At 70.5% G+C, this 23541-nt stretch carries 21 protein-coding genes; 19 read left to right on the forward strand and 2 right to left on the reverse strand.

The genetic code is table 11. The features are described 5' to 3' along the window. Positions 1 to 100: 100 nt before the first annotated feature. From metH to prcA, 9 genes are all read left to right on the forward strand, one after another. Positions 101 to 3835 (forward strand): methionine synthase, encoded by a 3735-nt coding sequence (metH, locus tag ACYVAQ_RS20495; protein WP_460792369.1) that lies wholly within the window; start codon positions 101 to 103, stop codon positions 3833 to 3835. A 120-nt stretch (positions 3836 to 3955) separates the two neighbouring features. Continuing rightward, the gene (locus tag ACYVAQ_RS20500) at positions 3956 to 4594 is read left to right on the forward strand and encodes an HAD family hydrolase (protein WP_460792370.1); all 639 of its coding nucleotides are present in this window, start codon (positions 3956 to 3958) and stop codon (positions 4592 to 4594) included. Between the two features lie 9 nt (positions 4595 to 4603). After that, positions 4604 to 5686 (forward strand): M50 family metallopeptidase, encoded by a 1083-nt coding sequence (locus ACYVAQ_RS20505; RefSeq protein ID WP_460792371.1) that lies wholly within the window; start codon positions 4604 to 4606, stop codon positions 5684 to 5686. 34 nt (positions 5687 to 5720) lie between these two features. After that, positions 5721 to 6671, forward strand: a complete 951-nt coding sequence (locus ACYVAQ_RS20510; RefSeq protein ID WP_460792372.1) for a tRNA (adenine-N1)-methyltransferase — start codon at positions 5721 to 5723, stop codon at positions 6669 to 6671. 81 nt (positions 6672 to 6752) lie between these two features. Beyond that, a complete protein-coding gene (arc, locus tag ACYVAQ_RS20515) occupies positions 6753 to 8402 on the forward strand; it encodes a proteasome ATPase (RefSeq protein ID WP_460792373.1) in 1650 nt (549 codons plus the stop codon). A 170-nt stretch (positions 8403 to 8572) separates the two neighbouring features. Continuing rightward, positions 8573 to 10081: a depupylase/deamidase Dop gene (gene dop / locus ACYVAQ_RS20520; protein WP_460792374.1), complete on the forward strand. Its 1509-nt coding sequence runs from the start codon at positions 8573 to 8575 to the stop codon at positions 10079 to 10081. 17 nt (positions 10082 to 10098) lie between these two features. Then, a complete protein-coding gene (locus ACYVAQ_RS20525; RefSeq protein WP_460792375.1) occupies positions 10099 to 10296 on the forward strand; it encodes a ubiquitin-like protein Pup in 198 nt (65 codons plus the stop codon). Beyond that, a complete protein-coding gene (prcB, locus tag ACYVAQ_RS20530; RefSeq protein WP_460792376.1) occupies positions 10293 to 11144 on the forward strand; it encodes a proteasome subunit beta in 852 nt (283 codons plus the stop codon). The genes ACYVAQ_RS20525 and prcB overlap by 4 nt, the downstream gene beginning before the upstream one ends. Positions 11145 to 11147: 3 nt before the next feature. Further along, the gene (gene prcA / locus ACYVAQ_RS20535; RefSeq protein ID WP_460792377.1) at positions 11148 to 11840 is read left to right on the forward strand and encodes a proteasome subunit alpha; all 693 of its coding nucleotides are present in this window, start codon (positions 11148 to 11150) and stop codon (positions 11838 to 11840) included. Between the two features lie 8 nt (positions 11841 to 11848). On the opposite strand, the gene ACYVAQ_RS20540 is transcribed toward prcA, so the two are convergent. Continuing rightward, positions 11849 to 12244 (reverse strand): nuclear transport factor 2 family protein, encoded by a 396-nt coding sequence (locus ACYVAQ_RS20540; RefSeq protein WP_460792380.1) that lies wholly within the window; start codon positions 12242 to 12244, stop codon positions 11849 to 11851. A gap of 49 nt (positions 12245 to 12293) precedes the next feature. On the opposite strand from ACYVAQ_RS20540, the gene pafA reads away from it, so the two are divergent. The 10 genes from pafA (at position 12294) to ACYVAQ_RS20590 (ending at position 22429) form a co-directional block, all read left to right on the forward strand. Next, positions 12294 to 13655 (forward strand): Pup--protein ligase, encoded by a 1362-nt coding sequence (gene pafA, locus ACYVAQ_RS20545; protein ID WP_460792381.1) that lies wholly within the window; start codon positions 12294 to 12296, stop codon positions 13653 to 13655. 38 nt (positions 13656 to 13693) lie between these two features. Then, positions 13694 to 14731, forward strand: a complete 1038-nt coding sequence (locus ACYVAQ_RS20550) for an FKBP-type peptidyl-prolyl cis-trans isomerase (RefSeq protein ID WP_460792382.1) — start codon at positions 13694 to 13696, stop codon at positions 14729 to 14731. 186 nt (positions 14732 to 14917) lie between these two features. Then, complete coding sequence (locus tag ACYVAQ_RS20555) at positions 14918 to 15385, forward strand: hypothetical protein (RefSeq protein WP_460792383.1); 468 nt, start codon at positions 14918 to 14920, stop codon at positions 15383 to 15385. Positions 15386 to 15445: 60 nt separating this feature from the next. Beyond that, positions 15446 to 16405 carry a helix-turn-helix transcriptional regulator gene (locus ACYVAQ_RS20560; protein WP_460792384.1) on the forward strand — a complete coding sequence of 320 codons (960 nt, stop codon included), beginning with the start codon at positions 15446 to 15448 and terminating at the stop codon, positions 16403 to 16405. Further along, on the forward strand, positions 16402 to 17403 hold the full coding sequence (locus ACYVAQ_RS20565; RefSeq protein ID WP_460792385.1) for a helix-turn-helix transcriptional regulator: 1002 nt from the start codon (positions 16402 to 16404) through the stop codon (positions 17401 to 17403). Before ACYVAQ_RS20560 ends, ACYVAQ_RS20565 begins: the two co-directional genes overlap by 4 nt. 49 nt (positions 17404 to 17452) lie before the next feature. Beyond that, positions 17453 to 17677 carry a Sec-independent protein translocase subunit TatA gene (locus tag ACYVAQ_RS20570; RefSeq protein ID WP_460792386.1) on the forward strand — a complete coding sequence of 75 codons (225 nt, stop codon included), beginning with the start codon at positions 17453 to 17455 and terminating at the stop codon, positions 17675 to 17677. 26 nt (positions 17678 to 17703) lie between these two features. Continuing rightward, complete coding sequence (gene tatC, locus ACYVAQ_RS20575) at positions 17704 to 18540, forward strand: twin-arginine translocase subunit TatC (protein WP_460792387.1); 837 nt, start codon at positions 17704 to 17706, stop codon at positions 18538 to 18540. Continuing rightward, entirely contained in the window at positions 18540 to 18935 is a 396-nt protein-coding gene (locus ACYVAQ_RS20580) for a hypothetical protein (protein WP_460792388.1), read from the forward strand. Before tatC ends, ACYVAQ_RS20580 begins: the two co-directional genes overlap by 1 nt. A gap of 21 nt (positions 18936 to 18956) precedes the next feature. Further along, positions 18957 to 19700 (forward strand): diacylglycerol/lipid kinase family protein, encoded by a 744-nt coding sequence (locus tag ACYVAQ_RS20585; protein ID WP_460792389.1) that lies wholly within the window; start codon positions 18957 to 18959, stop codon positions 19698 to 19700. After that, positions 19697 to 22429: a DEAD/DEAH box helicase gene (locus ACYVAQ_RS20590; RefSeq protein WP_460792390.1), complete on the forward strand. Its 2733-nt coding sequence runs from the start codon at positions 19697 to 19699 to the stop codon at positions 22427 to 22429. Before ACYVAQ_RS20585 ends, ACYVAQ_RS20590 begins: the two co-directional genes overlap by 4 nt. Positions 22430 to 22571: 142 nt before the next feature. Here ACYVAQ_RS20590 and ACYVAQ_RS20595 read toward each other — a convergent pair whose 3' ends face one another. Beyond that, the gene (locus tag ACYVAQ_RS20595) at positions 22572 to 23534 is read right to left on the reverse strand and encodes a 5'-3' exonuclease (RefSeq protein WP_460792391.1); all 963 of its coding nucleotides are present in this window, start codon (positions 23532 to 23534) and stop codon (positions 22572 to 22574) included. Positions 23535 to 23541 lie beyond the last annotated feature (7 nt).

The raw sequence follows: 23541 nt of genomic DNA on the forward strand, positions 1-23541 counted from the left end.
CGCCGAGAGGCGTTGCAACGGGTCCTGCCGGGATGGCACACCCGCCACGCTCGGCGTACTCCCCAAGGACGCCTTCCGTGACGGAAGGACTGTGTACCTGATGAGCACCGAGTGGCGCGAGGACGCGACCGACGAGCTGACCGCGCTGCTGCGTGAGCGGATCGTGATCATCGACGGTGCCATGGGGACGGCGATCCAGCGCGACCGCCCCGACGAGGCCGGCTACCGCGGTGAGCGGTTCAAGGACTGGCCCAGCGACCTCGTCGGCAACAACGACCTGCTCTCGATCACGCAGCCCCAGATCATCGCGGGCATCCACCGCGAGTACCTCGAGGCCGGCGCGGACATCATCGAGACGAACACCTTCTCCTCGAACGCGATCAGCCTCGCCGACTACGGCATGGAGGAGCTGGCCTACGAGCTGAACCTCGAGTCCGCGCGGCTCGCCCGCCGCGAGGCCGACGCGGTCGCCGCCGCCACCGGCACCAAGAGGTACGTCGCCGGGGCGCTCGGCCCCACGACGCGGACCGCCTCCATCAGCCCCGACGTCAACGACCCCGGCGCGCGCAACGTGTCATACGAGCAGCTCGCCGACGCCTACCTGACGGCGGCGCGCGGCCTCGTCGACGGCGGCGCCGACCTGTTCTTCATCGAGACGATCTTCGACACCCTCAACGCCAAGGCAGCGATCTTCGCGGTGGAGACGCTCTTCGAGGAGACCGGGCGCCGCTGGCCCGTCGTCATCTCGGGCACCATCACCGACGCGTCCGGCCGCACCCTGTCCGGCCAGGTGACCGAGGCCTTCTGGGACTCGGTCCGGCACGCCCGGCCGCTCGCGGTCGGCCTCAACTGCGCCCTCGGCGCCAAGGAGATGCGCCCCTACATCGCCGAGATGTCGCGGGTGGCCGACACGTTCGTCTCGGCGTACCCGAACGCGGGCCTGCCCAACGCCTTCGGTGAGTACGACGAGACGCCCGAGCAGACCGCCGAGGTCGTCTCGGAGTTCGCCGAGGCCGGCTTCGTGAACCTCCTCGGTGGCTGCTGCGGTACCACGCCGGCCCACATCAAGGCGATCGCCGACCGGGTCCACGGGCGCCCCGGCCGCGAGCTGCACGGCATCGACCCGGCGCTGCGGCTGTCCGGCCTCGAGCCGTTCGCCGTCACCGAGGCGAGCCTCTTCGTCAACGTCGGCGAGCGCACCAACATCACCGGCTCGGCGAAGTTCCGCAACCTGATCAAGGACGGCGACTACGACACCGCCCTGTCGGTGGCCGCGCAGCAGGTCGAGAACGGCGCGCAGGTCATCGACGTCAACATGGACGAGGGCATGATCGACGGCGTCGCCGCGATGGACCGCTTCCTCAAGCTGGTCGCGTCCGAGCCCGACATCTCGCGCGTCCCGGTGATGATCGACTCCTCCAAGTGGGAGGTCATCGAGGCCGGTCTGCGCTGCGTGCAGGGCAAGCCGATCGTCAACTCGATCTCCATGAAGGAGGGCGAGGAGAAGTTCCGCGAGCAGGCGCGCCTGTGCAAGAAGTACGGCGCCGCCGCGGTCGTCATGGCCTTCGACGAGCAGGGCCAGGCCGACAACCTGCAGCGCCGCAAGGACATCTGCGCGCGCGCCTACCGGATCCTGGTCGACGAGGTCGGCTTCGACCCGGAGGACATCATCTTCGACCCGAACGTGTTCGCCGTCGCGACGGGCATCGAGGAGCACGCGACGTACGGTCTCGACTTCATCGAGGCGACGCGGTGGATCAAGGAGAATCTGCCGGGCGCGAAGGTCTCCGGCGGCATCTCGAACGTGTCCTTCTCGTTCCGGGGCAACAACCCGGTCCGCGAGGCGATCCACGCGGTCTTCCTGTACCACGCGATCAACGCCGGCCTCGACATGGGCATCGTCAACGCCGGTGCCCTGGTCGTCTACGACCAGGTCGACCCGGAGCTGCGCGACGCCATCGAGGACGTCGTCCTCAACCGCACCGACGACTCGCTGGCCGCCACGGAGCGGCTGCTCGAGCTCGCCGAGAAGCACCGGGGGAGCGGTGAGGAGGTCGAGGCGGCCGCGGAGGAGTGGCGCAGCCTGCCGGTCCGGGAGCGGATCACGCACGCCCTGGTGAAGGGTCTCGACGCCTACGTCGAGGCCGACACCGAGGAGCTGCGCTGCGAGATCAAGGCGGCCGGCGGTCGCCCGATCGAGGTCATCGAGGGCCCGCTGATGGACGGCATGAACGTCGTCGGCGACCTCTTCGGCGCCGGCAAGATGTTCCTGCCCCAGGTGGTCAAGAGCGCCCGCGTGATGAAGAAGGCCGTCGCCCACCTGATCCCGTTCATCGAGCAGGAGAAGCTCGACAACCCCGAGCTCGCCGGTGCCGACACCAACGGCACCATCGTCATGGCGACCGTGAAGGGCGACGTCCACGACATCGGCAAGAACATCGTCGGCGTGGTGCTGCAGTGCAACAACTACGAGGTCATCGACCTCGGCGTGATGGTGCCCGCGCAGAAGATCCTCGACGCCGCGCGCGAGCACAACGCCGACATCATCGGGCTCTCCGGCCTGATCACGCCGAGCCTGGACGAGATGGTCAACGTGGCCACCGAGATGCAGCGGCAGGACTTCAAGATCCCGCTGCTCATCGGCGGCGCGACCACCTCGCGCGCCCACACCGCGGTCAAGGTCGACCAGAAGTACGACCAGCCGGTGGTGTGGGTGAAGGACGCCTCGCGCTCGGTGCCGGTCGCGGCCACGCTGCTGTCCGACGAGCGCCGGCCGGCGTTCATGGCCGACATCCAGGCCGACTACGACGCGCTGCGGGCCCGGCACGCCACGAAGCACGACCGGCCGATGCTGTCGCTGGAGCAGGCGCGTGCCAACGCCACGCCGATCTCGTGGGACGGCTACACCGCGCCGGCGCCGACCTTCACCGGCGTACGCACCTTCCCGGCGTACGACATCGCCGAGCTGCGCGAGTTCATCGACTGGCAGCCGTTCTTCAACGCGTGGGAGATGAAGGGCAAGTTCCCCGACATCCTCAACAGCCCGGTGACCGGCGAGGCCGCGCGCAAGCTGTACGACGACGCGCAGGTCATGCTCGACCAGATCATCGCCGAGGGCTGGCTCACCGCGAACGGCGTCATCGGGTTCTTCCCCGCGAGCCGGGTCGGTGACGACACGGAGGTCTACACCGACGAGTCGCGCACCGAGGTCCTCACGACGCTGCACCACCTGCGCCAGCAGGGCGAGCACCGCGAGGGCATCCCCAACCGCTCGCTCGGCGACTTCGTCGCGCCCAAGGAGACCGGCATCGCCGACCACATCGGCGCCTTCGCCGTCACCGCGGGCCTGGGCAGCCAGGACCGGATCAAGAAGTTCAAGGAGGACCTCGACGACTACTCGGCGATCCTCCTCGAGGCGCTCGCCGATCGGCTCGCCGAGGCGTTCGCGGAGCGCATGCACCAGCGGGTCCGCGAGGAGCTGTGGGGCTACGCCCCGGAGGAGTCGCTGACCAACGACGACCTGATCGCTGAGCGCTACAAGGGCATCCGCCCGGCGCCCGGCTACCCGGCGTGCCCGGACCACACCGAGAAGCAGGCGCTCTGGGAGCTGCTCGACGTGCGGGCGAACACCGGCATCGAGCTCACCGAGTCGATGGCGATGTGGCCGGGGGCGGCGGTCAGCGGCTGGTACTTCTCGCACCCCGAGTCGCAGTACTTCGTCGTCGGGCGGCTCGGCCGCGACCAGGTCGCCGACTACGCCGAGCGCAAGGGCTGGACCGTGCAGGAGACCGAGCGCTGGCTGTCCGCCAACCTGGGCTACGACCCGGAGGACTGAGCGGCGCTCAGCTGACGAGGATGGTCCGGACGGGACTCGCCACGCTCGCCGCCCTTCCGGGCCAGATCTGCGGCATCCCTGCATTCGGGCCGCGCGGCGCCCGGATGACATGATCCGGGCGTGACTCCGAAGGCCGTGCTGTGGGACATGGACGGGACCCTCGTCGACACCGAGCCGTACTGGATGGCGACCGAGGTCGCGCTGGCGCAGGCGCACGGCGGCACCTGGACCCACGAGCAGGCGATGCAGCTGGTCGGCAACGACCTGCTGACCTCCGGCCGGCTGCTGCAGGAGCAGATCCCGCTGCCGTTCGAGCCGGACCGGATCGTCGAGATGCTGCTCGACGGAGTGGTGGCGCGGGTGCGGGAGGCGGTGCCGTGGTGCCCCGGATCGCGGGAGCTGCTGCTCGCGCTGAAGGACGCCGGCATCCCGTGCGGCCTCGTGACGATGTCCTACGAGCGCTTCGTCGCACCGATCCTCGAGCACCTGCCGCCGCGGACCTTCGACGTCGTGGTCACCGGCGACCAGGTGAGCAACGGCAAGCCGCACCCGGAGCCGTACCTGACGGGGGCCGCCGCGCTCGGCGTACGGCCGGAGGACTGCGTCGCGATCGAGGACAGCCCGACCGGTGCCACCTCGGCGGGCGCCGCGGGGTGCCGGGTGCTCGTCGTACCGAACCACGTGCCGGTGCCGCTCCAGCCCGGGTGGCGCGAGCTGCCCACCCTCGCCGGCGTCGGGCCCGCTGACCTCGCCGGATAGGCTCGGTAGGTGCTGAGAATCGGGACGATCGCAGGGAGCCCGGTGCTGGTGTCCCCGTCCTGGTTCCTGGTGGCCGGGTTCATCGCCTACCTGATGGCCCCCGCCGTCGACGACGTCCAGCCCGGCCTCGGCGCGTGGAAGTACGTCGTTGGGATCGCCTTCGCGATGGCCCTGTACGGAGCGATCCTGCTGCACGAGGCGTCGCACGCCCTCATGGCGCGCAGGTACGGCTTCCAGGTCCGCTCGATCACCTTGCACTTCCTCGGCGGCGCGACCGCCATCGACCGCGAGTCGGCCCGGCCGCGCCAGGAGTTCTGGATCGCGGTGGTCGGACCGATCACCTCGCTGCTGGTGGGCGGCGCCGCGCTCGGCGTGAGCTTCGCCCTGCCCGACGGCCTGCTGCACCTCGTCGTCGACGGGCTATGGGCCAGCAACCTCTACATCGGCGTGCTGAACCTGGTCCCCGCGCTGCCGCTCGACGGCGGGCGGGTGCTGAAGTCGGCCGTGTGGGCCGTGTCCGGGCGCGCATCGACCGGCGGCAAGGTCGCCGGGTGGGCCGGACGGGTGCTCGCGATCGCGTTGGTCGCGATCGTGCTGCTCGTCTCGCTGCGCACCGGCGGCAGCAGCTTCGCGGTCGTGATCTGGGTCGTGATGGCCGCCTTCCTCTGGACCGGCGCATCGCAGGCGCTCGCCGCGGCGAGGCTGCAGGACAGCTTCCTCGACGTGCGCGCGAGCGACCTCGCGCGCCGGACCCTCGGCGTACCGGAGGACCTGCCGCTCGGCGAGGCCATCCGGCGTGCCCAGGAGGCCGAGGCGGGCAGCATCGTCACCGTGACCCACGACGGGATCCCGGTGGGCGTCGTGGACGAGCGCGCGGTGCGGGCCACCCCGGAGGACCGCCGGCCCTGGGTCGCCACCTCGACGGTGACCCGGCGTCTCGAGCCCGGCCTGACCCTGCGGTCCGACATCACCGGTCCCGAGCTGCTGGAGGCGCTGCGCGCCATGCCGGCCAGCGAGTACGTCCTCGTCGGCCCGTCCGGCGAGGTGTACGGCGTGCTCGCGACGGCCGACGTCGCCCGCCGGATCCGCTGATCTCCGCACCGGCGCGGTTCGATAGCCTGCGCCGGTGACGAACGACCAGCAGCCACCCGGCGACGTCCCCGCCGAGGCACTGTCCGGCGTCCACCGTGGCCCGCTCCGCGAGGGCGAGTGGGTGCGCCTCACCGACGCGAAGGGCCGCCGCCACAACTTCGAGCTGGTCGCCGGCAAGCGCTTCTTCTCCAACAAGGGACACCTCGAGCACGACGACCTGATCGGGCGCGACGAAGGCTTCACGATCACCGCCTCGACCGGCGGGGAGTACCTCGTGTTCCGGCCGCTGCTCAGCGAGTTCGTCGTGTCGATGCCGCGCGGCGCCGCCGTCGTGTACCCCAAGGACGCCGCCCAGATCGTCGCGCTCGCCGACATCTTCCCGGGCGCGCGCGTGGTCGAGGCCGGGGTCGGCTCCGGCGCCCTGACCTGCTCGCTGCTGCGCGCGATCGGTCCCTACGGCCACCTCGCCTCCTTCGAGCGGCGCGAGGAGTTCGCCGAGGTCGCCCGCAAGAACGTCGGTCAGTTCTTCGGCCAGGACCGCGCCACCTGGGAGCTGCACCTCGGCGACCTCCAGGACGAGCTCCCGGCCCGCGGCATCCGCGCCGACCGGGTGATCCTCGACATGCTCGCACCCTGGGAGTGCGTCGACGCGGTCGCGGACGCCCTCTACCCCGGCGGCATCGTGTGCGGGTACGTCGCCACCACCACCCAGCTCTCCCGCTTCGTCGAGACGCTGCGGGTCCACGGCGGGTTCACCGAGCCGCAGGCCTGGGAGTCGCTCGTGCGCGACTGGCACGTGGAGGGCCTCGCCGTACGTCCTGGCCACAAGATGATCGGGCACACGGCCTTCCTCGTCACCGCACGCCGGCTGGCGGCGGGGGAGCGGCCCCCGCGCAAGACCCGACGTCCCGCTCCGGGTGCGTACGGCGCCGACTACACCGGCCCGCGCCCGGCCGACATTCCTCCGGTCGTCGAGGACGACTGACCCGTTCGGCGCGCCGACGCGGGCCAAAAGGGGCTTCCTCCGCTCCTGCTGACGAGTAGGTTGGAGAGAGGAGGTGGCCCCATGTCGAACATGAACCCCGGTGACCGGGCGGCAGACCTGCGCCTGTTGGAGGCCCAGCGCTCTCTCGCGGCCGTCACTGCCCAGAACGAGCGGCTCGCCGGCACCCTGCGCGATGCCCGCGACCAGATCCTCAAGCTCAAGGAGGAGGTCGACCGCCTGGCCCAGCCGCCGGCCGGCTTCGGCACCTTCCTCCAGCGCAACGAGGACGACACCGTCGACGTCTTCACCGGCGGCCGCAAGCTGCGCGTCGCGGTGAGCCCGGCGGTCGAGCTCGACGCCCTCCAGCGTGGCCAGGAGGTCATGCTCAACGAGGCACTCAACGTGGTTGGCGCCTTCGAGTTCGAGACCGTCGGCGAGGTGGTGATGCTCAAGGAGGTCCTGGCCGACCAGGAGCGGGTCCTCGTCATCGCGAACGCCGACGAGGAGCGCGTCGTACGCCTCGCGGAGCCGCTGCTCAGCCAGCCCTTGCGGGCCGGCGACTCGCTGCTGCTCGACTCGCGGTCCGGGTACGCCTACGAGCGAGTCCCGAAGTCGGAGGTCGAGGAGCTCGTCCTCGAGGAGGTTCCCGACATCTCCTACGACTCGATCGGCGGGCTCGGGATGCAGATCGAGCAGATCACCGACGCGGTCGAGCTGCCCTACCTCTACCCGGAGCTCTTCGCCGAGCACGAGCTCAAGCCGCCGAAGGGCATCCTGCTCTACGGCCCTCCGGGCTGCGGCAAGACGCTGATCGCCAAGGCGGTCGCGAACTCGCTCGCGAAGAAGGTGGCTGCGAAGACGGGTGCCGAGGGGAAGTCGTACTTCCTCAACATCAAGGGCCCGGAGCTCCTCAACAAGTACGTCGGCGAGACCGAGCGGCACATCCGGCTGGTCTTCCAGCGCGCCCGCGAGAAGGCGAGCCAGGGGACCCCGGTCATCGTGTTCTTCGACGAGATGGACTCGCTCTTCCGCACCCGCGGATCGGGCGTCTCCTCCGACGTCGAGAACACGATCGTCCCGCAGCTGCTCTCGGAGATCGACGGTGTCGAACTGCTCGAGAACGTGCTCGTCATCGGTGCGTCGAACCGCGAGGACATGATCGACCCGGCGATCCTGCGGCCGGGCCGGCTCGACGTGAAGATCAAGATCGAGCGCCCAGACGCCGAGTCGGCGCGCGACATCTTCAGCAAGTACCTCACGCCCAGCCTGCCGCTGCACCCCGACGACGTCGCCGAGTTCGGCGGCGACGCCGGATCCACCGTGGCCGGCATGATCCGCGCCACCGTCGAGCGGATGTACGCCGAGACCGAGGAGAACCGCTTCCTCGAGGTCACCTACGCGAACGGTGACAAGGAGGTCCTCTACTTCAAGGACTTCAACTCCGGCGCGATGATCCAGAACATCGTCGACCGCGCGAAGAAGATGGCCATCAAGGACTTCCTCGAGCACGGCATGAAGGGTCTGCGGGTCAGCCACCTGCTGCAGGCCTGCGTCGACGAGTTCAAGGAGAACGAGGACCTCCCGAACACGACCAACCCCGACGACTGGGCCCGCATCTCCGGCAAGAAGGGCGAGCGGATCGTCTTCATCCGCACGCTCATCACCGGCAAGCAGGGCACCGAGCCGGGTCGGTCGATCGACACGGTCTCGAACACGGGGCAGTACCTGTAAGGCGCGCGCCGCACAGGTTCCTCGGCCCCCCGCCACGTCCGTGCACTGCGGGTGGGTTGGTCCGGGCTGCGGCGTGCGCCTGCGGCTCGGGAGCGTCCGGTGACACCCCCACCCCGCACACCAACCCCGCTACGCCTTCACCGGCCACACGCACGCCGTACGCTGGAAGCATGAGCGTACGACGGGTGATGGGCACCGAGGTCGAGTACGGCATCGCGGTGCAGGGGCAGCCGTCGGCGAACGCCATGGTGGCGTCGTCCCAGGTCGTCAACGCGTACGCCGCTGCGTCGGTGCGGGCCCGCCGCGCACGGTGGGACTTCGAGGAGGAGGCCCCGCTGCGGGACGCGCGCGGGTTCGACATGAGCCGGCAGGTGGCGGACCCCAGCCAGCTGACCGACGAGGACCTCGGTCTCGCGAACGTGATCCTCACCAACGGGGCGCGCCTGTACGTCGACCACGCGCACCCGGAGTACTCCACGCCCGAGGTGCTGACGCCGCTCGACATCGTCCGCTGGGACAAGGCCGGCGAGCGGATCATGCTGGAGGCGCAGCAGCTGGCCCGTCGGCTGCCCACCAGCCCCTCGATCGCGCTCTACAAGAACAACACCGACAACAAGGGCGCGTCCTACGGCACCCATGAGAACTACCTGATGCGGCGCCAGACGCCCTTCGCCGACATCGTCAAGCACCTCACGCCGTTCTTCGTGAGCCGCCAGGTGTTCTGCGGCGCGGGCCGCGTCGGCATCGGGCAGGACGGCCGCGACCACGGCTTCCAGATCAGCCAGCGCGCCGACTTCTTCGAGGTGGAGGTCGGCCTCGAGACCACGCTGAAGCGCCCGATCATCAACACCCGCGACGAGCCGCACGCCGACCCCGACCGCTACCGCCGGCTGCACGTGATCATCGGCGACGCGAACCTGGCCGAGATCTCGACGTACCTCAAGCTCGGCACCACCTCGCTGGTCCTCGCGATGATCGAGGACGGGTTCGTGTCGCGCGAGCTGTCGGTGATCAACCCGGTCAAGGCGCTGCGTGCCGTGTCCCACGATCCGAGCCTGCAGCACACGATGACGCTGCAGGACGGCCGCAAGCTGACCGCGGTCCAGCTCCAGCTGGAGTACCTCGACCTCGCCAAGAAGTACGTCGAGGACCGGTTCGGCACCGACATCGACGAGCAGACGGCCGACGTACTGCGCCGGTGGGAGGACGTGCTCGACCGGCTCGAGCGTGACCCGATGAGCCTGGCGGACCAGCTCGACTGGGTGGCCAAGCTCAAGCTGCTGGAGCAGTACCGCGACCGCGACGGGCTCGGCTGGGACGACGCGAAGCTGCAGCTGATCGACATCCAGTACTCCGACATCCGTCCCGAGAAGGGTCTCTACCACCGCCTGCTCGCCGGCGGCCGCATCCAGCGCCTGCTCACCGACGACCTCGTCGAGAGCGCGACCAGCGAGCCGCCCGAGGACACGCGGGCCTACTTCCGCGGCCGCTGCCTGGACAAGTACGCCGAGTCGGTGGCCGCCGCGTCCTGGGACTCGGTCATCTTCGACCTGCCCGGCCGCGACTCGTTGCAGCGCGTGCCGACGATGGACCCGGTGCGCGGCACCAAGGCGCACGTCGGCGAGCTGATCGACAACAGCGCCACGGCAGAGCAATTGGTCCGCGCACTCAGCCGCTGAATGGATAGGGTCGGAACATGGCGCAGGAGCAGAAGCAACCGCAGAAGAGCGGCGACGAGGTCGAGGAGACCCAGGCCGCGACCGAGAGCGACGTCGCCGAGCGCAAGGAGGCACTCGATGACGACGTCGACGCGATCCTCGACGAGATCGACGACGTCCTGGAGTCCAACGCGGAGGACTTCGTGAAGTCGTTCATCCAGAAGGGCGGCGAGTGAGTCAGCAGGCCGGCGGAGACGCCCGCATCCCCGCGGCGTACCTCCGACCGGGCTCGAGCTCGTTCTCCGACTTCCTCGCCGACACCGCGCCCGACCTGTTGCCCACGCGCAGCCTCCCGGCCGGTTCCGCGGCCGAGATCGCGCCGCACGGCACCACCATCGTCGCCGTGACCTTCCCCGGCGGCCTGGTGATGGCGGGCGACCGCCGCGCGACCATGGGCAACGTCATCGCCCAGCGCGACATCCAGAAGGTGTTCCCTGCCGACGAGTTCTCGGTGGTCGGCATCGCCGGCACGGCCGGCCTCGCCGTGGAGATGGTGCGGCTGTTCCAGGTCGAGCTCGAGCACTACGAGAAGATCGAGGGCGCCCCGTTGTCGCTGGACGGCAAGGCCAACCGCCTCTCCGCGCTCATCCGCGGCAACCTCGGGATGGCCATGCAGGGCCTGGCGGTCGTGCCGATGTTCGCAGGCTACGACCTCGCCAAGGGCGTCGGCCGGATCTTCGGGTACGACGTGACCGGCGGCCGCCACGAGGAGTCGCAGTTCTTCACGGTCGGCTCCGGCTCGATGTTCGCCCGCGGCGCCCTCAAGAAGCTCTGGCGCGCAGACCTCGTCCAGGACGACGCCGTGCGTGTCTGCCTCCAGGCCCTGTACGACGCGGCCGACGACGACTCAGCCACGGGCGGACCCGACCTGACCCGCCGGATCTTCCCGGTCGTGTGGGTCGTGACCGCGGCCGGTGCGGTACGCCTCGACGAGGCCGCGATCGGCGCCTTCGCCGACCAGGTGGTGGGGGAGCGGATGCGTCGACCCGACGGCCCGTTGGCACCGATCGAGGCAGGGGAGTAGCCGATGAGCATGCCGTACTACGTCTCGCCCGAGCAGCTGATGAAGGACCGGGCCGACTTCGCCCGCAAGGGCATCGCCCGAGGCCGTTCCCTCCTCGCGCTGCAGTACGCCGACGGCGTGCTGTTCGTGACCGAGAACCCGTCCAAGACCCTGCACAAGGTGGCCGAGCTCTACGACCGCATCGCGTTCGCCGCGGTCGGCCGCTACAACGAGTTCGAGAACCTGCGCATCGCCGGCGTACGCCTCGCGGACATGCGCGGCTACGCCTACGACCGCTCCGACGTGACCGGTCGCGGCCTGGCCAACGCCTACGCGCAGACCCTCGGCACCATCTTCTCCTCCGGCGGCGAGAAGCCGTACGAGGTCGAGATCTTCGTCGCCGAGATCGGTGACGAGCCCGAGGCCGACCAGATCTACCGACTCACCTACGAGGGCCGGGTCGCCGACGAGCACGGCTTCGCGGTGATGGGCGGCGACGCGGAGACCCTGTCGACGTACCTCCAGGAGCACTACGTCGCCGGAGCGGACCTGTCATCCGCCCTCAAGGTGGCCGTGGCGGCCGTCGGGCACACCGCGAGCGAGGACCGGGTCATCCCGGTCGACGACCTCGAGGTGGCGGTGCTGGACCGCACCCGGATCCAGCCGCGCAAGTTCAGCCGGCTGGCCCCGGAGCGAATCGCGCAGCTGCTCGCCTGATCACCGGTTCACTGCTGGAGGCGCGCCGCCATCAGCTCCATCAGCTTCACCAGGCCCTTGAAGGGCCGCGCCATCACGGTGAAGTCGGTGATCCGACCGTCCGCGCCCCACTCGAACATGTCGACGCCCTGCACCGACAGCCCGTCGAGCTCGGCCGTGAACTCCAGCACGGCCGAGCCGTCGGCGTACCACTGACGGTGGTAGGTGAGCGTCGGTCCGAGCACGTCGAACGCCGAGGCCAGGTAGTGCTTCGTGATCGCCCGGCCCTCCTGCGGCGTGTGCACCGCGGGGGAGTGGAACACGGCGTCCTCGGCGAGCAGGTCGTCGAGCGCGGCGGCGTCGCGGGCGGCGGCGGCCTGGTGCCAGCGGGCCACGGTCAAGGGCATGTCAGGACCATCGATCATGTACGTCAGGCTACGGACGCGGTGACCTCCGACGCACTAGTGTTGCTGCATGGACCGCCGGATCTTCGGGATCGAGAACGAGTACGGCGTCACGTGCACCTTCAAGGGGCAGCGCCGGCTCAGCCCTGACGAGGTCGCGCGCTACCTGTTCCGCAAGGTCGTGTCGTGGGGGCGCAGCTCCAACGTCTTCCTCCGCAACGGCGCCCGGCTCTACCTCGACGTCGGCAGCCACCCGGAGTACGCCACGCCCGAGTGCGACGACGTCCTCGACCTCGTCGCCCACGACAAGGCGGGCGAGCGGGTCCTCGAGGGGCTGCTGCTCGACGCCGAGCAGCGGCTGCACGACGAGGGCATCGCCGGCGAGATCTACCTGTTCAAGAACAACACCGACTCCGCCGGCAACTCCTACGGCTGCCACGAGAACTACCTGGTCTCGCGGGCCGGGGAGTTCAGCAAGCTGGCCGACGTGCTCATCCCGTTCCTGGTCAGCCGCCAGATCATGGTGGGGGCGGGAAAGGTGACGCAGACGCCGCGCGGTGCGGCGTACTCGGTGAGCCAACGGGCCGAGCACATCTGGGAGGGCGTCTCCTCGGCGACCACCCGCAGCCGCCCGATCATCAACACCCGCGACGAGCCGCACGCCGACGCGGAGAAGTACCGCCGCCTCCACGTCATCGTCGGCGACTCCAACATGTCCGAGAGCACCACGATGCTCAAGGTCGCCAGCTGCGACCTGGTGCTGCGGATGATCGAGGAGGGCGTGGTCATGCGTGACCTCACCCTGGAGAACCCGATCCGGGCGATCCGCGAGATCTCCCACGACATGACGGGCCGGCGCAAGGTCCGGCTCGCCAACGGCCGCGAGGCGAGCGCGCTGGAGATCCAGGCCGAGTACCTCGGCAAGGCACGCGACTTCGTCGACCGCCGCGCCATCAGCACCCCGGTGATCGAGCGCACCCTCGACCTGTGGGAGCGCGCGCTCAAGGCCGTCGAGGCCGACGACCTGAGCCTGATCGATCGCGAGATCGACTGGGTGATCAAGTGGAAGCTGATCGAGCGCTATCGCGCCAAGCACGGCCTGCCGCTGGGCCACGCGCGGATCGCCCAGCTCGATCTCGCCTACCACGACATCCACCGCGGGCGTGGTCTCTACTACCTGCTGGAGAAGCGTGGCGCGGTCGCCCGGGTCACCACCGACCTGAAGATCTTCGAGGCCAAGTCGGTGCCCCCGCAGAACACCCGGGCGCGGCTCCGTGGCGAGTTCATCCGCAAGGCGCAGGAGCGCCGCCGCGACTTCACCGTGGACTGGGTCCACCTCAAGCTCAACGACCAGGCGCAGCGGACGGTCCTGTGCAAGGACCCGTTCCGGGCGTACGACGAGCGGGTGCAGCGGCTGATCGACGGCATGTGAGCACCGGCGTACCGGGCGCGTTGGCTAAGGTTGCCGCCGTGTCGACCCGTCTCCGCCGCGTAGCCGCGCTCGCCGTCGTTCCCGCCCTCGCCCTCTCGCTCGTCGCGTGCGGGAGCAGCGACACCGCGAAGGGCTTCGACGCCGTCACGATCGGCGGCAGCTTCGGGCAGGCGCCGACGTTCACCTGGAAGAAGCAGATGGACGCCACCGACCCCGAGACGAAGACCCTCGTGAAGGGCACCGGCCCCGCGCTGGCGAACGGCGACACCGCCGTGGTCAACATCGCGGTCGCTGACGGCTACACCGAGCAGACCCCGATCTCGACGTTCACCTCGACGTACGGCGGACTCGTCGTGCCGGTCAGCGGCGCCACCATCCAGCCGCAGGCCATGGGCGACCTGTTCGTCAGCTTCCTCCAGTCCTACGTGAAGGCGGGCGTCACCGTCGGCACCCGGATCGCGATCGCCGTCGGAGCCACGCAGGCCTTCCCGCAGTACGTCACCGCGCTGCCGAACGGCCACTTCGACATCGGCAACCAGGACGGGCTGGTGATCGTGGCGGACGTGGTCGGGGTGCAGACCGCCGCCCAGCTGACCCAGAAGGCGCCGACCGGCACCGCCGCGACGCCGGCCACGTGGGCGCCGAAGGTCGTCGTCAAGAACGGCGCTCCCAGCGCCCTCGACTTCACCGGCACCCCGAAGCCGACCGGCAAGCTGCAGACGACCACGCTCATCCAGGGCTCCGGGCCGGCGCTCGCCAACGGCTCCACCGCCGTCGTGAAGTACCTCGGGCAGGTCTACCGAGGCAAGGCGCCGTTCGACGAGAACTTCTCCAAGAACGCTGCGCTCAACGCATTGATCGGCACGAAGGTCGAGCCTTTCCAGAACAGCCAGCCCACCGGGGTCTTCGTGACCCCCGTGGTCAAGGGCTGGAGCCGAGGATTGATCGGTGCACACGTGGGCAGCCGGGTGATGGTGCAGATCCCGCCGGCCCTGGGCTACGGGAAGACCGGGCAGAAGGGCATTCCCGCGAACTCCACGCTGTACTTCGTGGTTGATGTCCTTGCGGGTGGGTAGGACCACTCCGCACCAGCCGCCGCCACCTGCTCGGGAGATACGTTGAAGAAGCTCGCAGCCGCCGTCGCCATGATCGCTGGACTTTCGATGGTGAACGCACCCGTCCACGCTCAGACAGGACCTTTCCCGAGCTCCAAGTGTGCCGGCGCGACGCGCACGTGGATCACGACGACTCGCGGTATCCCGGTGTGGATCCCGACCAGTGTCGCGGCCGACACCTTCCAGTTCGGCGGACAGCAGTCGATCTCCACGGCTCAGGGCGAGATGACGGCCGTCACCAACGGCACATCCAACACGGTGGGTGGCACGGTCAAGCTTCCGATCCCTGTCGTGGATGCGTCGGTCAAGTACGACCGCCAGTGGAGCCACAGCACGACGTCGACGACCAGTCTCACCCGGACGTTCACGACGATCAGCCCGAAGATGCCCAACTCGGTGAACTGGCGCTGGCGGATGTACTTCCTGGGGTACCGATTCGTGGCGACGAAGACGTGCCACGTGCCGGTTCCGCTGCTGAACGCCGGCGACTACTACACCAAGCGCCAGTTCATCATCCCCGCCGCCAACCACGACTTCACCTTCCACGTCGAGGTGTACGCGCAGAAGAACTGGCTGGTGAAGCTCGACGGGACGCCGATCCGCCGGTGGAGCTGAGCAGTCGCACCGAAGTCGAACAGTTGATCGAATAGCGCCCTCTCGGGCAGAATCGACGCCATGCCGGTCCCCAAGAGCGAGCGACTGCTCAACCTGCTGATCATGCTGCTCGTCCAGCGGCGTCCGATCGCCAAGGACCGCATCCGCGAGCTGCTCTACGCCGACTCCCGCCCCGAGGCCTTCGAGAAGATGTTCGAGCGCGACAAGGACGAGCTGCGTGGTCTCGGCGTGCCGATCGAAGTGGCCCACATCGACCCCATGTTCGACGACGAGCAGGGCTACCGGATCCCGGCCGAGGAGTTCGCGCTCCCGCCGGTCGAGCTGACCGCCGACGAGGCCGCGATCGTGGGTCTGGCGACCCGGGTCTGGCAGGACGCCACGATGGCGCAGGCGACCACCGACGCGGTCCGCAAGCTGTCGGCGGCGGGGGTCGGCGTCGACCTGAGCGCGCTCGACATCGGTCAGCCCCGACCGACCGCCGAGGAGCCGTCCTTCGCGGCCTGCTGGCAGGCTGTCTGCGAGCGGCAGGCGATCATGTTCGACTACCAGCGTCCCGACCAGGAGCCGGCGCGGCGCAACGTGCAGCCCTGGGGCGTCGTGCGGTCCTCCGGCCGGTGGTACCTGGTCGGCTACGACACCGGGCGCCAGGACGAGCGAGTCTTCCGCCTCGACCGGTTCCGCAGCCCGGTCCGCACGGTCGGCCCGACGCAGGCGTACGACGTCCCGCCCGACACCGACCTGCGCGCCGTGATCGCCCGCCTCGCACCCCGGTCGCGGTACGCCGAGGCGGTGGTGCTCGCCCGCACCGACACCGGCCACGGGTTCCGCCGTCGCGCAGCGAAGGTGGAGCACGGCGTCCCCGGCCCGGACACGCGGTCGGGCTGGGACCGGATCACCCTCGAGAGCGTGGGCCGCAACCTGGTCGAGGAGGTCCTGCACCACGGCGCCGACGTGGTCCTGATCGAGCCGGCCGAGCTGCGCGAGCAGGTCGTGACCCGCCTGCGGGAGCTCGTGGCATGAGCGCACGTCCCGCCCCGGGGGCCCGCGACCAGGTCGCCCGCCTGCTCACTCTCGTCCCGTTCCTGCAGACCCGCGACCAGGTGCGCCTGGCGGAGGCCGCCGAGCTGCTCGGCAGCACGCCCGAGGCCGTCCTGTCGGACCTCCGGGTGCTGTTCATGTGCGGCCTGCCCGGGGGGCTGCCCGACGACCTCATCGACGTCGACCTCGACGCGATCTCCTCGGAGTCGGGTGCCGCCCTGGCCGACGGAGTGATCCGGATCGACAACGCCGACTACCTCTCGCGGCCGATGCGGCTCAGTCCCACCGAGGCCTCCGCCGTCATCGTCGCGCTGCACACCCTGCGCGACGGGTCGCCCGCCGACGTACGCGCCCTCGTCGACCGCGTGCTCACCAAGCTCGAGGCGGCGGCCAGCGTCCGGCCGGTCGTCGCGACCCACCCCGGCGAGGCAGCGCAGGTGGCGCTCAGCGCCCGGCTGCAGCAGGCAGCCGACGCCGGCGTCCAGGTCCGCATCCGCTACCACGTCCCCGCCCGGGACGAGGTCTCCGAGCGGGTCGTCGACCCGTTCGGCGTGGCGACCAGCGGCCGGTTCTCCTACCTCGACGCCTGGTGCCACACGGCCGAGGGCGACCGGCTGTTCCGGCTCGACCGGATCGAGTCCGCCGAGGTGCTCGCCATGCCGGTCACGTCGCCCCGGCGCGCGCCGCGGGCCCTGACCGACGGGCCGTTCGACGACTCGCCGGAGCGGGGCACCGTCGTCACGCTCCGCCTCGATCCCGAGGCGCGTTGGGCCACCGACTACTACCCGATGCGGGAGGTGCGCGAGCAGCCGGACGGCGGGCTCGAGGCCGACCTGGTGGTGGCCGACCCGCGCTGGCTGATCCGGCTGATGCTGCGCCTGGCGCCGCACGCCCGGGTCCTCGAGCCGAGCGAGTTCGCCACCGACCTGACCGTCCGGGCACGTGAGACCCTCGCTCTCTACGCATCGCCCGGGGCGTAGCATGGAAGCAACGGCAGACGCCGACACGACGAACGATTGAGAGACTGCGATGTACCCCCTCTTCGAGATGCCCGGCGGATGGGAGCTGATCGTCATCCTCGCCGTCGTCGTGCTCCTCTTCGGCGCGAAGAAGCTGCCCGAGTTCGCCCGGGGCACCGGCCAGGCGCTGCGCATCTTCAAGGCGGAGACCAAGGGTCTGCGCGACGGTGACGACGACAAGACGGCCGAGGCCGAGACGGACAAGCCCATCGAGGGCAAGATCGTCGACAACTGATCAAGCGCGCTTGATCCTGCACTGACGTGTCCCTGTCCGGCGTCGTCTCCCTCTTCGTCGGCAAGCCCGTCCACCCGGTCTCGGCCGACGGTCGGATGGCCCTGTCCGACCACCTCCGCGAGCTGCGCGCTCGTGTCCTGAAGAGCGCCCTGATCCTGCTCCTCGGCTTCGTCGCCGCGATGTTCTTCTACCACCAGCTGCTGCACCTGGTGGTCGGCCCGTACAACAAGGCCCAGGACATCCTCGGCCACGACCGCACCGCCATCATCACGAGCGGTCCGGCCGGCGGCTTCATGCTCTACTTCAAGCTCTGTGGGCTGGCCACGCTCATCGGCACCAGCCCGCTGTGGCTCTACCAGATCTGGGCCTTCATCCTCCCCGGCCTGCACGCCCACGAGCGCAAGTGGTCCTACGTCTTCATGTCGATCGCGGGGCCGCTGTTCCTGGTCGGCGTCGTGCTGGGCTACGTGACGTTCCCCAAGGGCCTGCAGATCCTCATCGGCTTCACCCCGGCCGGCGCGCAGAACCTCGTCGAGTTCAACGACTACCTGTCCTTCTTCAGCCGCACGCTGCTGGTGTTCGGCATCGCCTTCGAGATCCCCGTCTTCGTGGTGCTGCTCAACCTGGCCGGCATCGTCAAGGGCCGCCAGCTCGGTGCCTACCGGCCGTGGATCATCGTCGGCACCTTCATCTTCGCCGCCGCCGCAACGCCGTCGACGGACCCGTTCACCATGACGTTCATGGCGCTGCCGATGTGCCTGCTGTTCCTGGTCTCCGAGGTCATCGCCCGGCTCAACGATCGACGCAAGGGCCGCGATGACCTCAACCACGGGCTGTCGCCGGACGAGATGAGCGAGATCTGATGGGTCCCCGGCAGTGGGAGCGCGTCGACCCGTTCGAGCTCCCCGACTGGCTCGGCGACGACGACGTGACCTGGTCCGCGGAGTGCGCCCTCGGACGCCCCACCGTGCCCGGGGTCCTGCGCAGCGACACGGGCAGCGGCGAGCTCGCGTGCGACTTCCTGGCCGCCGACGTCGCCTGTCCGGCTCCGCTGGTCGACGAGGCCACCCGCACCCGGATCCACCAGGCGTGGCGGGACGGGCAGGTCGAGCTGCTGTCCGACGGCGAGCGGCTCACCCTCGGCGTCCCCGGCACCGCCCAGGACGCCGGTCTCGTCCTCGAGGCGATCGGCCGGTTCGCCAACGCGGTCGGCACCAGTCCGGCGCACTACGGCGTGCGGCTCCGCGCCGGCCACTGACCTGCACATAGGCTTCAGGGCGTGCCCCTGCCCATCCGCGACGTCGCCCTGGTGACGGACCCGTCGGCGGGCCGCGGGCGGGCGGCCGAGGTCCGGGATGCGGCGCTGCCGGTCCTGGCGGAGGCGGGCTGGAACGTACGTCGCCTCGACGCCCGCGACCGGACCGAGGCCGAGGACCTCGCGGCCAAGGCGGTCGTGGACGGCGTCGACGCCCTGCTCGTCTGCGGCGACGACCGGATGGCGGCCCTGGGCTTCCACCTCGTCGCCGGTACGACGCTGCCGCTCGGTGTGCTGCCGGCGGGCCGGCACGACGACCTCGCCCGCACCATCCGGCTGCCGCGCGGCGACGGCGCGGCAGCGGCCCGGCGGTTGACGACCGGGCGACCGCAGCGCCTGGACCTCGCCCGGTCCGGCGATCGCTGGTTCGCCACGGTCCTGACCCCGTTCGGTTCGCTGCGCGAGACCCGCCGGCTGCCGTACGTGCTGACCCTGGACGGCCGGGAGCGGCAGGTCGAGGCCACGATGGTCGCGGTGGCCAACACCCCGACGTTCGCGGGCGGCAAGCCGATCGCGCCCCGTGCGCGCGTCGACGACGGACTTCTCGACGTCGTCATCATCAGCTCGATCGGAAGGTGGGAGCTCGTGCGGGTCCGCAAGGTGACGGTCGCGGCGCCGGGAGTCGTCGCGCACGCCGACGGCGAGCGCTTCGGGGCGCTGCCGCTCACGATCGAGTGCCTGCCCGCTGCGGCCTGGGTGATCGCATGAGCGCCCCGGCCGGCACCTTCGAGGACTTCGCCGCCGGTTACCGGTTCCCCCTCGACGACTTCCAGGTCGAGGCCTGCCGTGAGGTCGAGGCGGGTCACGGGGTCCTCGTCGCGGCACCCACCGGCGCGGGCAAGACCGTCGTGGGGGAGTACGCCGTGCACCTGGCGCTCGCCACCGACCGCAAGTGCTTCTACACGACCCCGATCAAGGCGCTCTCGAACCAGAAGTACGCCGACCTCGTCGAACGCTACGGCGAGGACAAGGTCGGGCTCCTCACCGGCGACACGACCATCAACGGCGAGGCGCCGGTGGTCGTGATGACCACCGAGGTGCTGCGCAACATGCTCTACGCGCGCTCCCGGACGCTGGTCGGCCTCGGCTACGTGGTGATGGACGAGGTGCACTACCTCGCCGACCGGTCCCGCGGTGCGGTGTGGGAGGAGGTGATCATCCACCTGCCCGAGTCGGTGTCGGTGATCTCCCTGTCGGCCACCGTCTCGAACGCCGAGGAGTTCGGCGAGTGGCTCGAGGCGGTCCGCGGCACGACCCGCACGATCGTCGCCGAGCGGCGCCCGGTGCCGCTCTACCAGCACGTGATGGTCGGCCGCCGGCTCCTCGACCTGTTCGCCGAGTCCGACGTCGACGCGGCCGCCGGCTTCGTCCGCGAGGGCGCGCGGGTCAACGAGGAGCTGATGCGCCTCGCCCGCGACGACTGGGCCAGCAGCCGGCTGATGCGCGACCGGCGCAGCCCGCGCGGGAAGCGGCCCCAGGGCCAGCGCAACGTCGGGAACGGCCGCCGCGTCTGGGTGCCGAACCGGATCGAGATGATCGAGCGGCTCGAGCGCGAGCAGCTGTTGCCGGCCATCGACTTCATCTTCAGCCGCGCCGGCTGCGACGCCGCCGTCGAGCAGTGCGTCGCCGCGAACCTGCGGCTCACCCGGTCCGAGGAACGCGACCGGATCATCGCGTACGTCGAGAAGGAGCTCGGCTCGCTCCCCGGCGCGGACCTGGAGGTGCTCGGCTACACCGACTTCCTCGACGCCGCCTCGCGCGGCATCGCAGCCCACCACGCCGGCATGCTGCCCGCGTTCAAGACCGTCGTCGAGGAGCTCTACCTGCGCGGCCTGATCAAGGTCGTCTTCGCCACCGAGACCCTCGCGCTCGGCATCAACATGCCCGCCCGCACGGTCGTGCTGGAGAAGCTGACCAAGTGGAACGGCGAGACCCACGCCGACATCACGCCGGGCGAGTACACCCAGCTCACCGGCCGTGCGGGCCGCCGCGGCCTCGACATCGAGGGGCACGCGGTCGTGCTGTGGCAGCCGGGCATGAACCCGCGCGAGCTCGCCGGCCTGGCCTCGACGCGCACCTATCCGCTGCGCAGCAGCTTCCGGCCGTCGTACAACATGGCGGTCAACCTCGTGCACTCCTACGGCAAGCACCGCGCACGCGAGCTGCTCGAGCAGTCCTTCGCTCAGTTCCAGGCCGACCGTGCCGTCGTCGGCCTCGCGCGCCAGCTGCGCAAGGCCGAGGACGCCCTGGAGGGGTACGCCGAGGCCGCGCACTGCGACCGCGCGGACTTCATGGAGTACGCCGCACTGCGCCGCCGGATCAGCGACGTGCAGAAGGACGCCAGCCGCGATCGGAAGGCCGACCGGCGCACCGAGGCGTCAGCGTCCCTGGAGAAGCTCAAGCCGGGCGACGTGATCGTGGTTCCCGGCGGCAAGTTCGCCGGTCCTGCGGTCGTGGTCGACCCCGGCCTGTCCGAGAACGGCCACCGCCCCCTCGTCATCACCGCGGAGAAGCAGGGCCGCCGGCTCGGGATGCTCGACTTCCCGGTGCCGGTGGAGGCCGTGGCCCACATCCGGCTCCCCAAGAAGCTGGACCCGCGCAACCCGCAGCAGCGCCGTGACGTCGCCCTGGCGGTGAAGGAGGCCGTGCGGCCGCTGCCGCTGTCGGTGGTCAAGCCGCGGCTGCAGAAGGCCACCCAGGACCCCGCGGTCGCGGCCGAGGTGGCCGCGCTGCGCGCGGAGCTGAAGGCGCACCCGTGCGACAGCTGCCCGGACCGCGAGGACCACGCCCGCTGGGCCGAGCGCTGGTTCAAGCTGCACCGGGACACCGAGACGCTCGCCCGCCGGGTGGAGCGGCGCACCAACACCGTTGCCCGCACCTTCGATCGGGTCTGCGAGGTGCTCGAGACGCTCGGCTACCTCACCGAGGGCGACGACCCGGAGGTCACCCCGCGCGGCCGCGGCCTGATGCGGATCTACTCCGAGCTCGACCTGGTCGCCGCCGAGGCGCTCCGGCTCGGGCTGTGGAACGACCTCACGCCCAGCCAGCTCGGCGCGGTGCTGTCCGTGCTGGTCTACGAGGCGCGGCGCCCCGAGGAGGCACCGCCTCCCGTCCCGGGCGGCGCGGTCGCCACGACGACCGACGCCATGATGCGGCTGTGGCAGGAGCTGGAGCTGCTCGAGAAGCGCCACCGGCTCGACTTCCTGCGCAAGCCGGACACGGGCTTCGCGTGGACCGCCTACCGGTGGGCGGAGGGCGAACGCCTGGACGAGGTGCTGCGGCGCGCCGACCTGACGGCCGGCGACTTCGTGCGCCAGATGAAGCAGCTCGTCGACTTCGCCGGACAGATCGCGGACGCCGCGGCCGGTACGCCGGTCCGCGACACCGCCCGTCAGCTGGTCTCAGCGCTGCGCCGGGGCATCGTCGCCGGCGAGTAGGGCCGGGATCCAGGGATGAGCGCCGTCGCGAGCGGCGCTCGAGTGGTGCGATGGCAAGGCGTCGCCGCGACGGCGGTCTGGTTGCACCGTCAAGCGACGACAACGTAGCCAGCGTGCCGCGCGAGCGTCGCGCAGCAGGCGGTCATCCCTGGATTCCGGCCATGACCTTGGTGAGCCGTTCGACGGGGGAGCCCAGCCCCCAGCGCTCGGTGAGGTCGGCGAGCGCCTCCGGCTCCTGCGGCGCGGGCGGCAGGGCGAGGCCGGAACGGTCGAGCGCGATGTCCCGCGCGACCGCGACAACCTTCGGAGCGACCGCCAGGTACGGCGCCGCCTCCGCCAGCTTGAGTCGTACGCCGCCGGCGATCGCCGAGTCGGGATCGGCCGCCGCCGCGATGATCCCGGCCAGGTCGCCGTACTTCTGCAGCAGGCCGGCGGCGGTCTTCTCGCCGACGCCCTTGACCCCGGGCAGACCGTCGGAGGTGTCGCCGCGCAGGGTCGCGAAGTCGGCGTACTGGTCGGCGCGCACGCCGTACTTCTCCAGCACCCAGGCCTCGTCGACGCGCTCGTGCCGGCCGACCCCCTTGCCGATGTAGAGGACCCGCACCCCGTCGGCGTCCGAGACCAGCTGGAAGAGGTCGCGGTCGCCGGTGACGATGTCCACCGGCATCCCCGCGCCGGTGGCGAGCGTCCCGATCACGTCGTCGGCCTCGTAGCCCGGCGCACCCACGACGGCGATCCCGAAGGCCGCCAGCACCTCGCGGATCACCGGCACCTGCAGCTGCAGCGGGTCGGGCACCTCCTCCACGTAGCGTCGGTCGCTTCGCTCCCCGCTGCCTTCGGCGACGGGTGCGCCGGTCACCTCCGCCACCACCCGGTGGGCCTTGTACGACGGGATCAGGTCGACCCGCCACTGCGGGCGCCAGTCGTCGTCCCAGCAGCACACCAGGTGGGTGGGGCGGTACTGCTCCACGAGCTGGGAGATGTAGCCGAGCAGCCCGCGCACGGCGTTCACGTTGGCGCCGTCCGGTGCCAGGATCTCCGGCGAACCGAAGTAGGCACGGAAGTACATGCTGGCCGTGTCGAGCAGAAGCAGACGTTCCTCCACGCCGCAA

The sequence above is a fragment of the Nocardioides maradonensis genome, assembly GCF_054777115.1.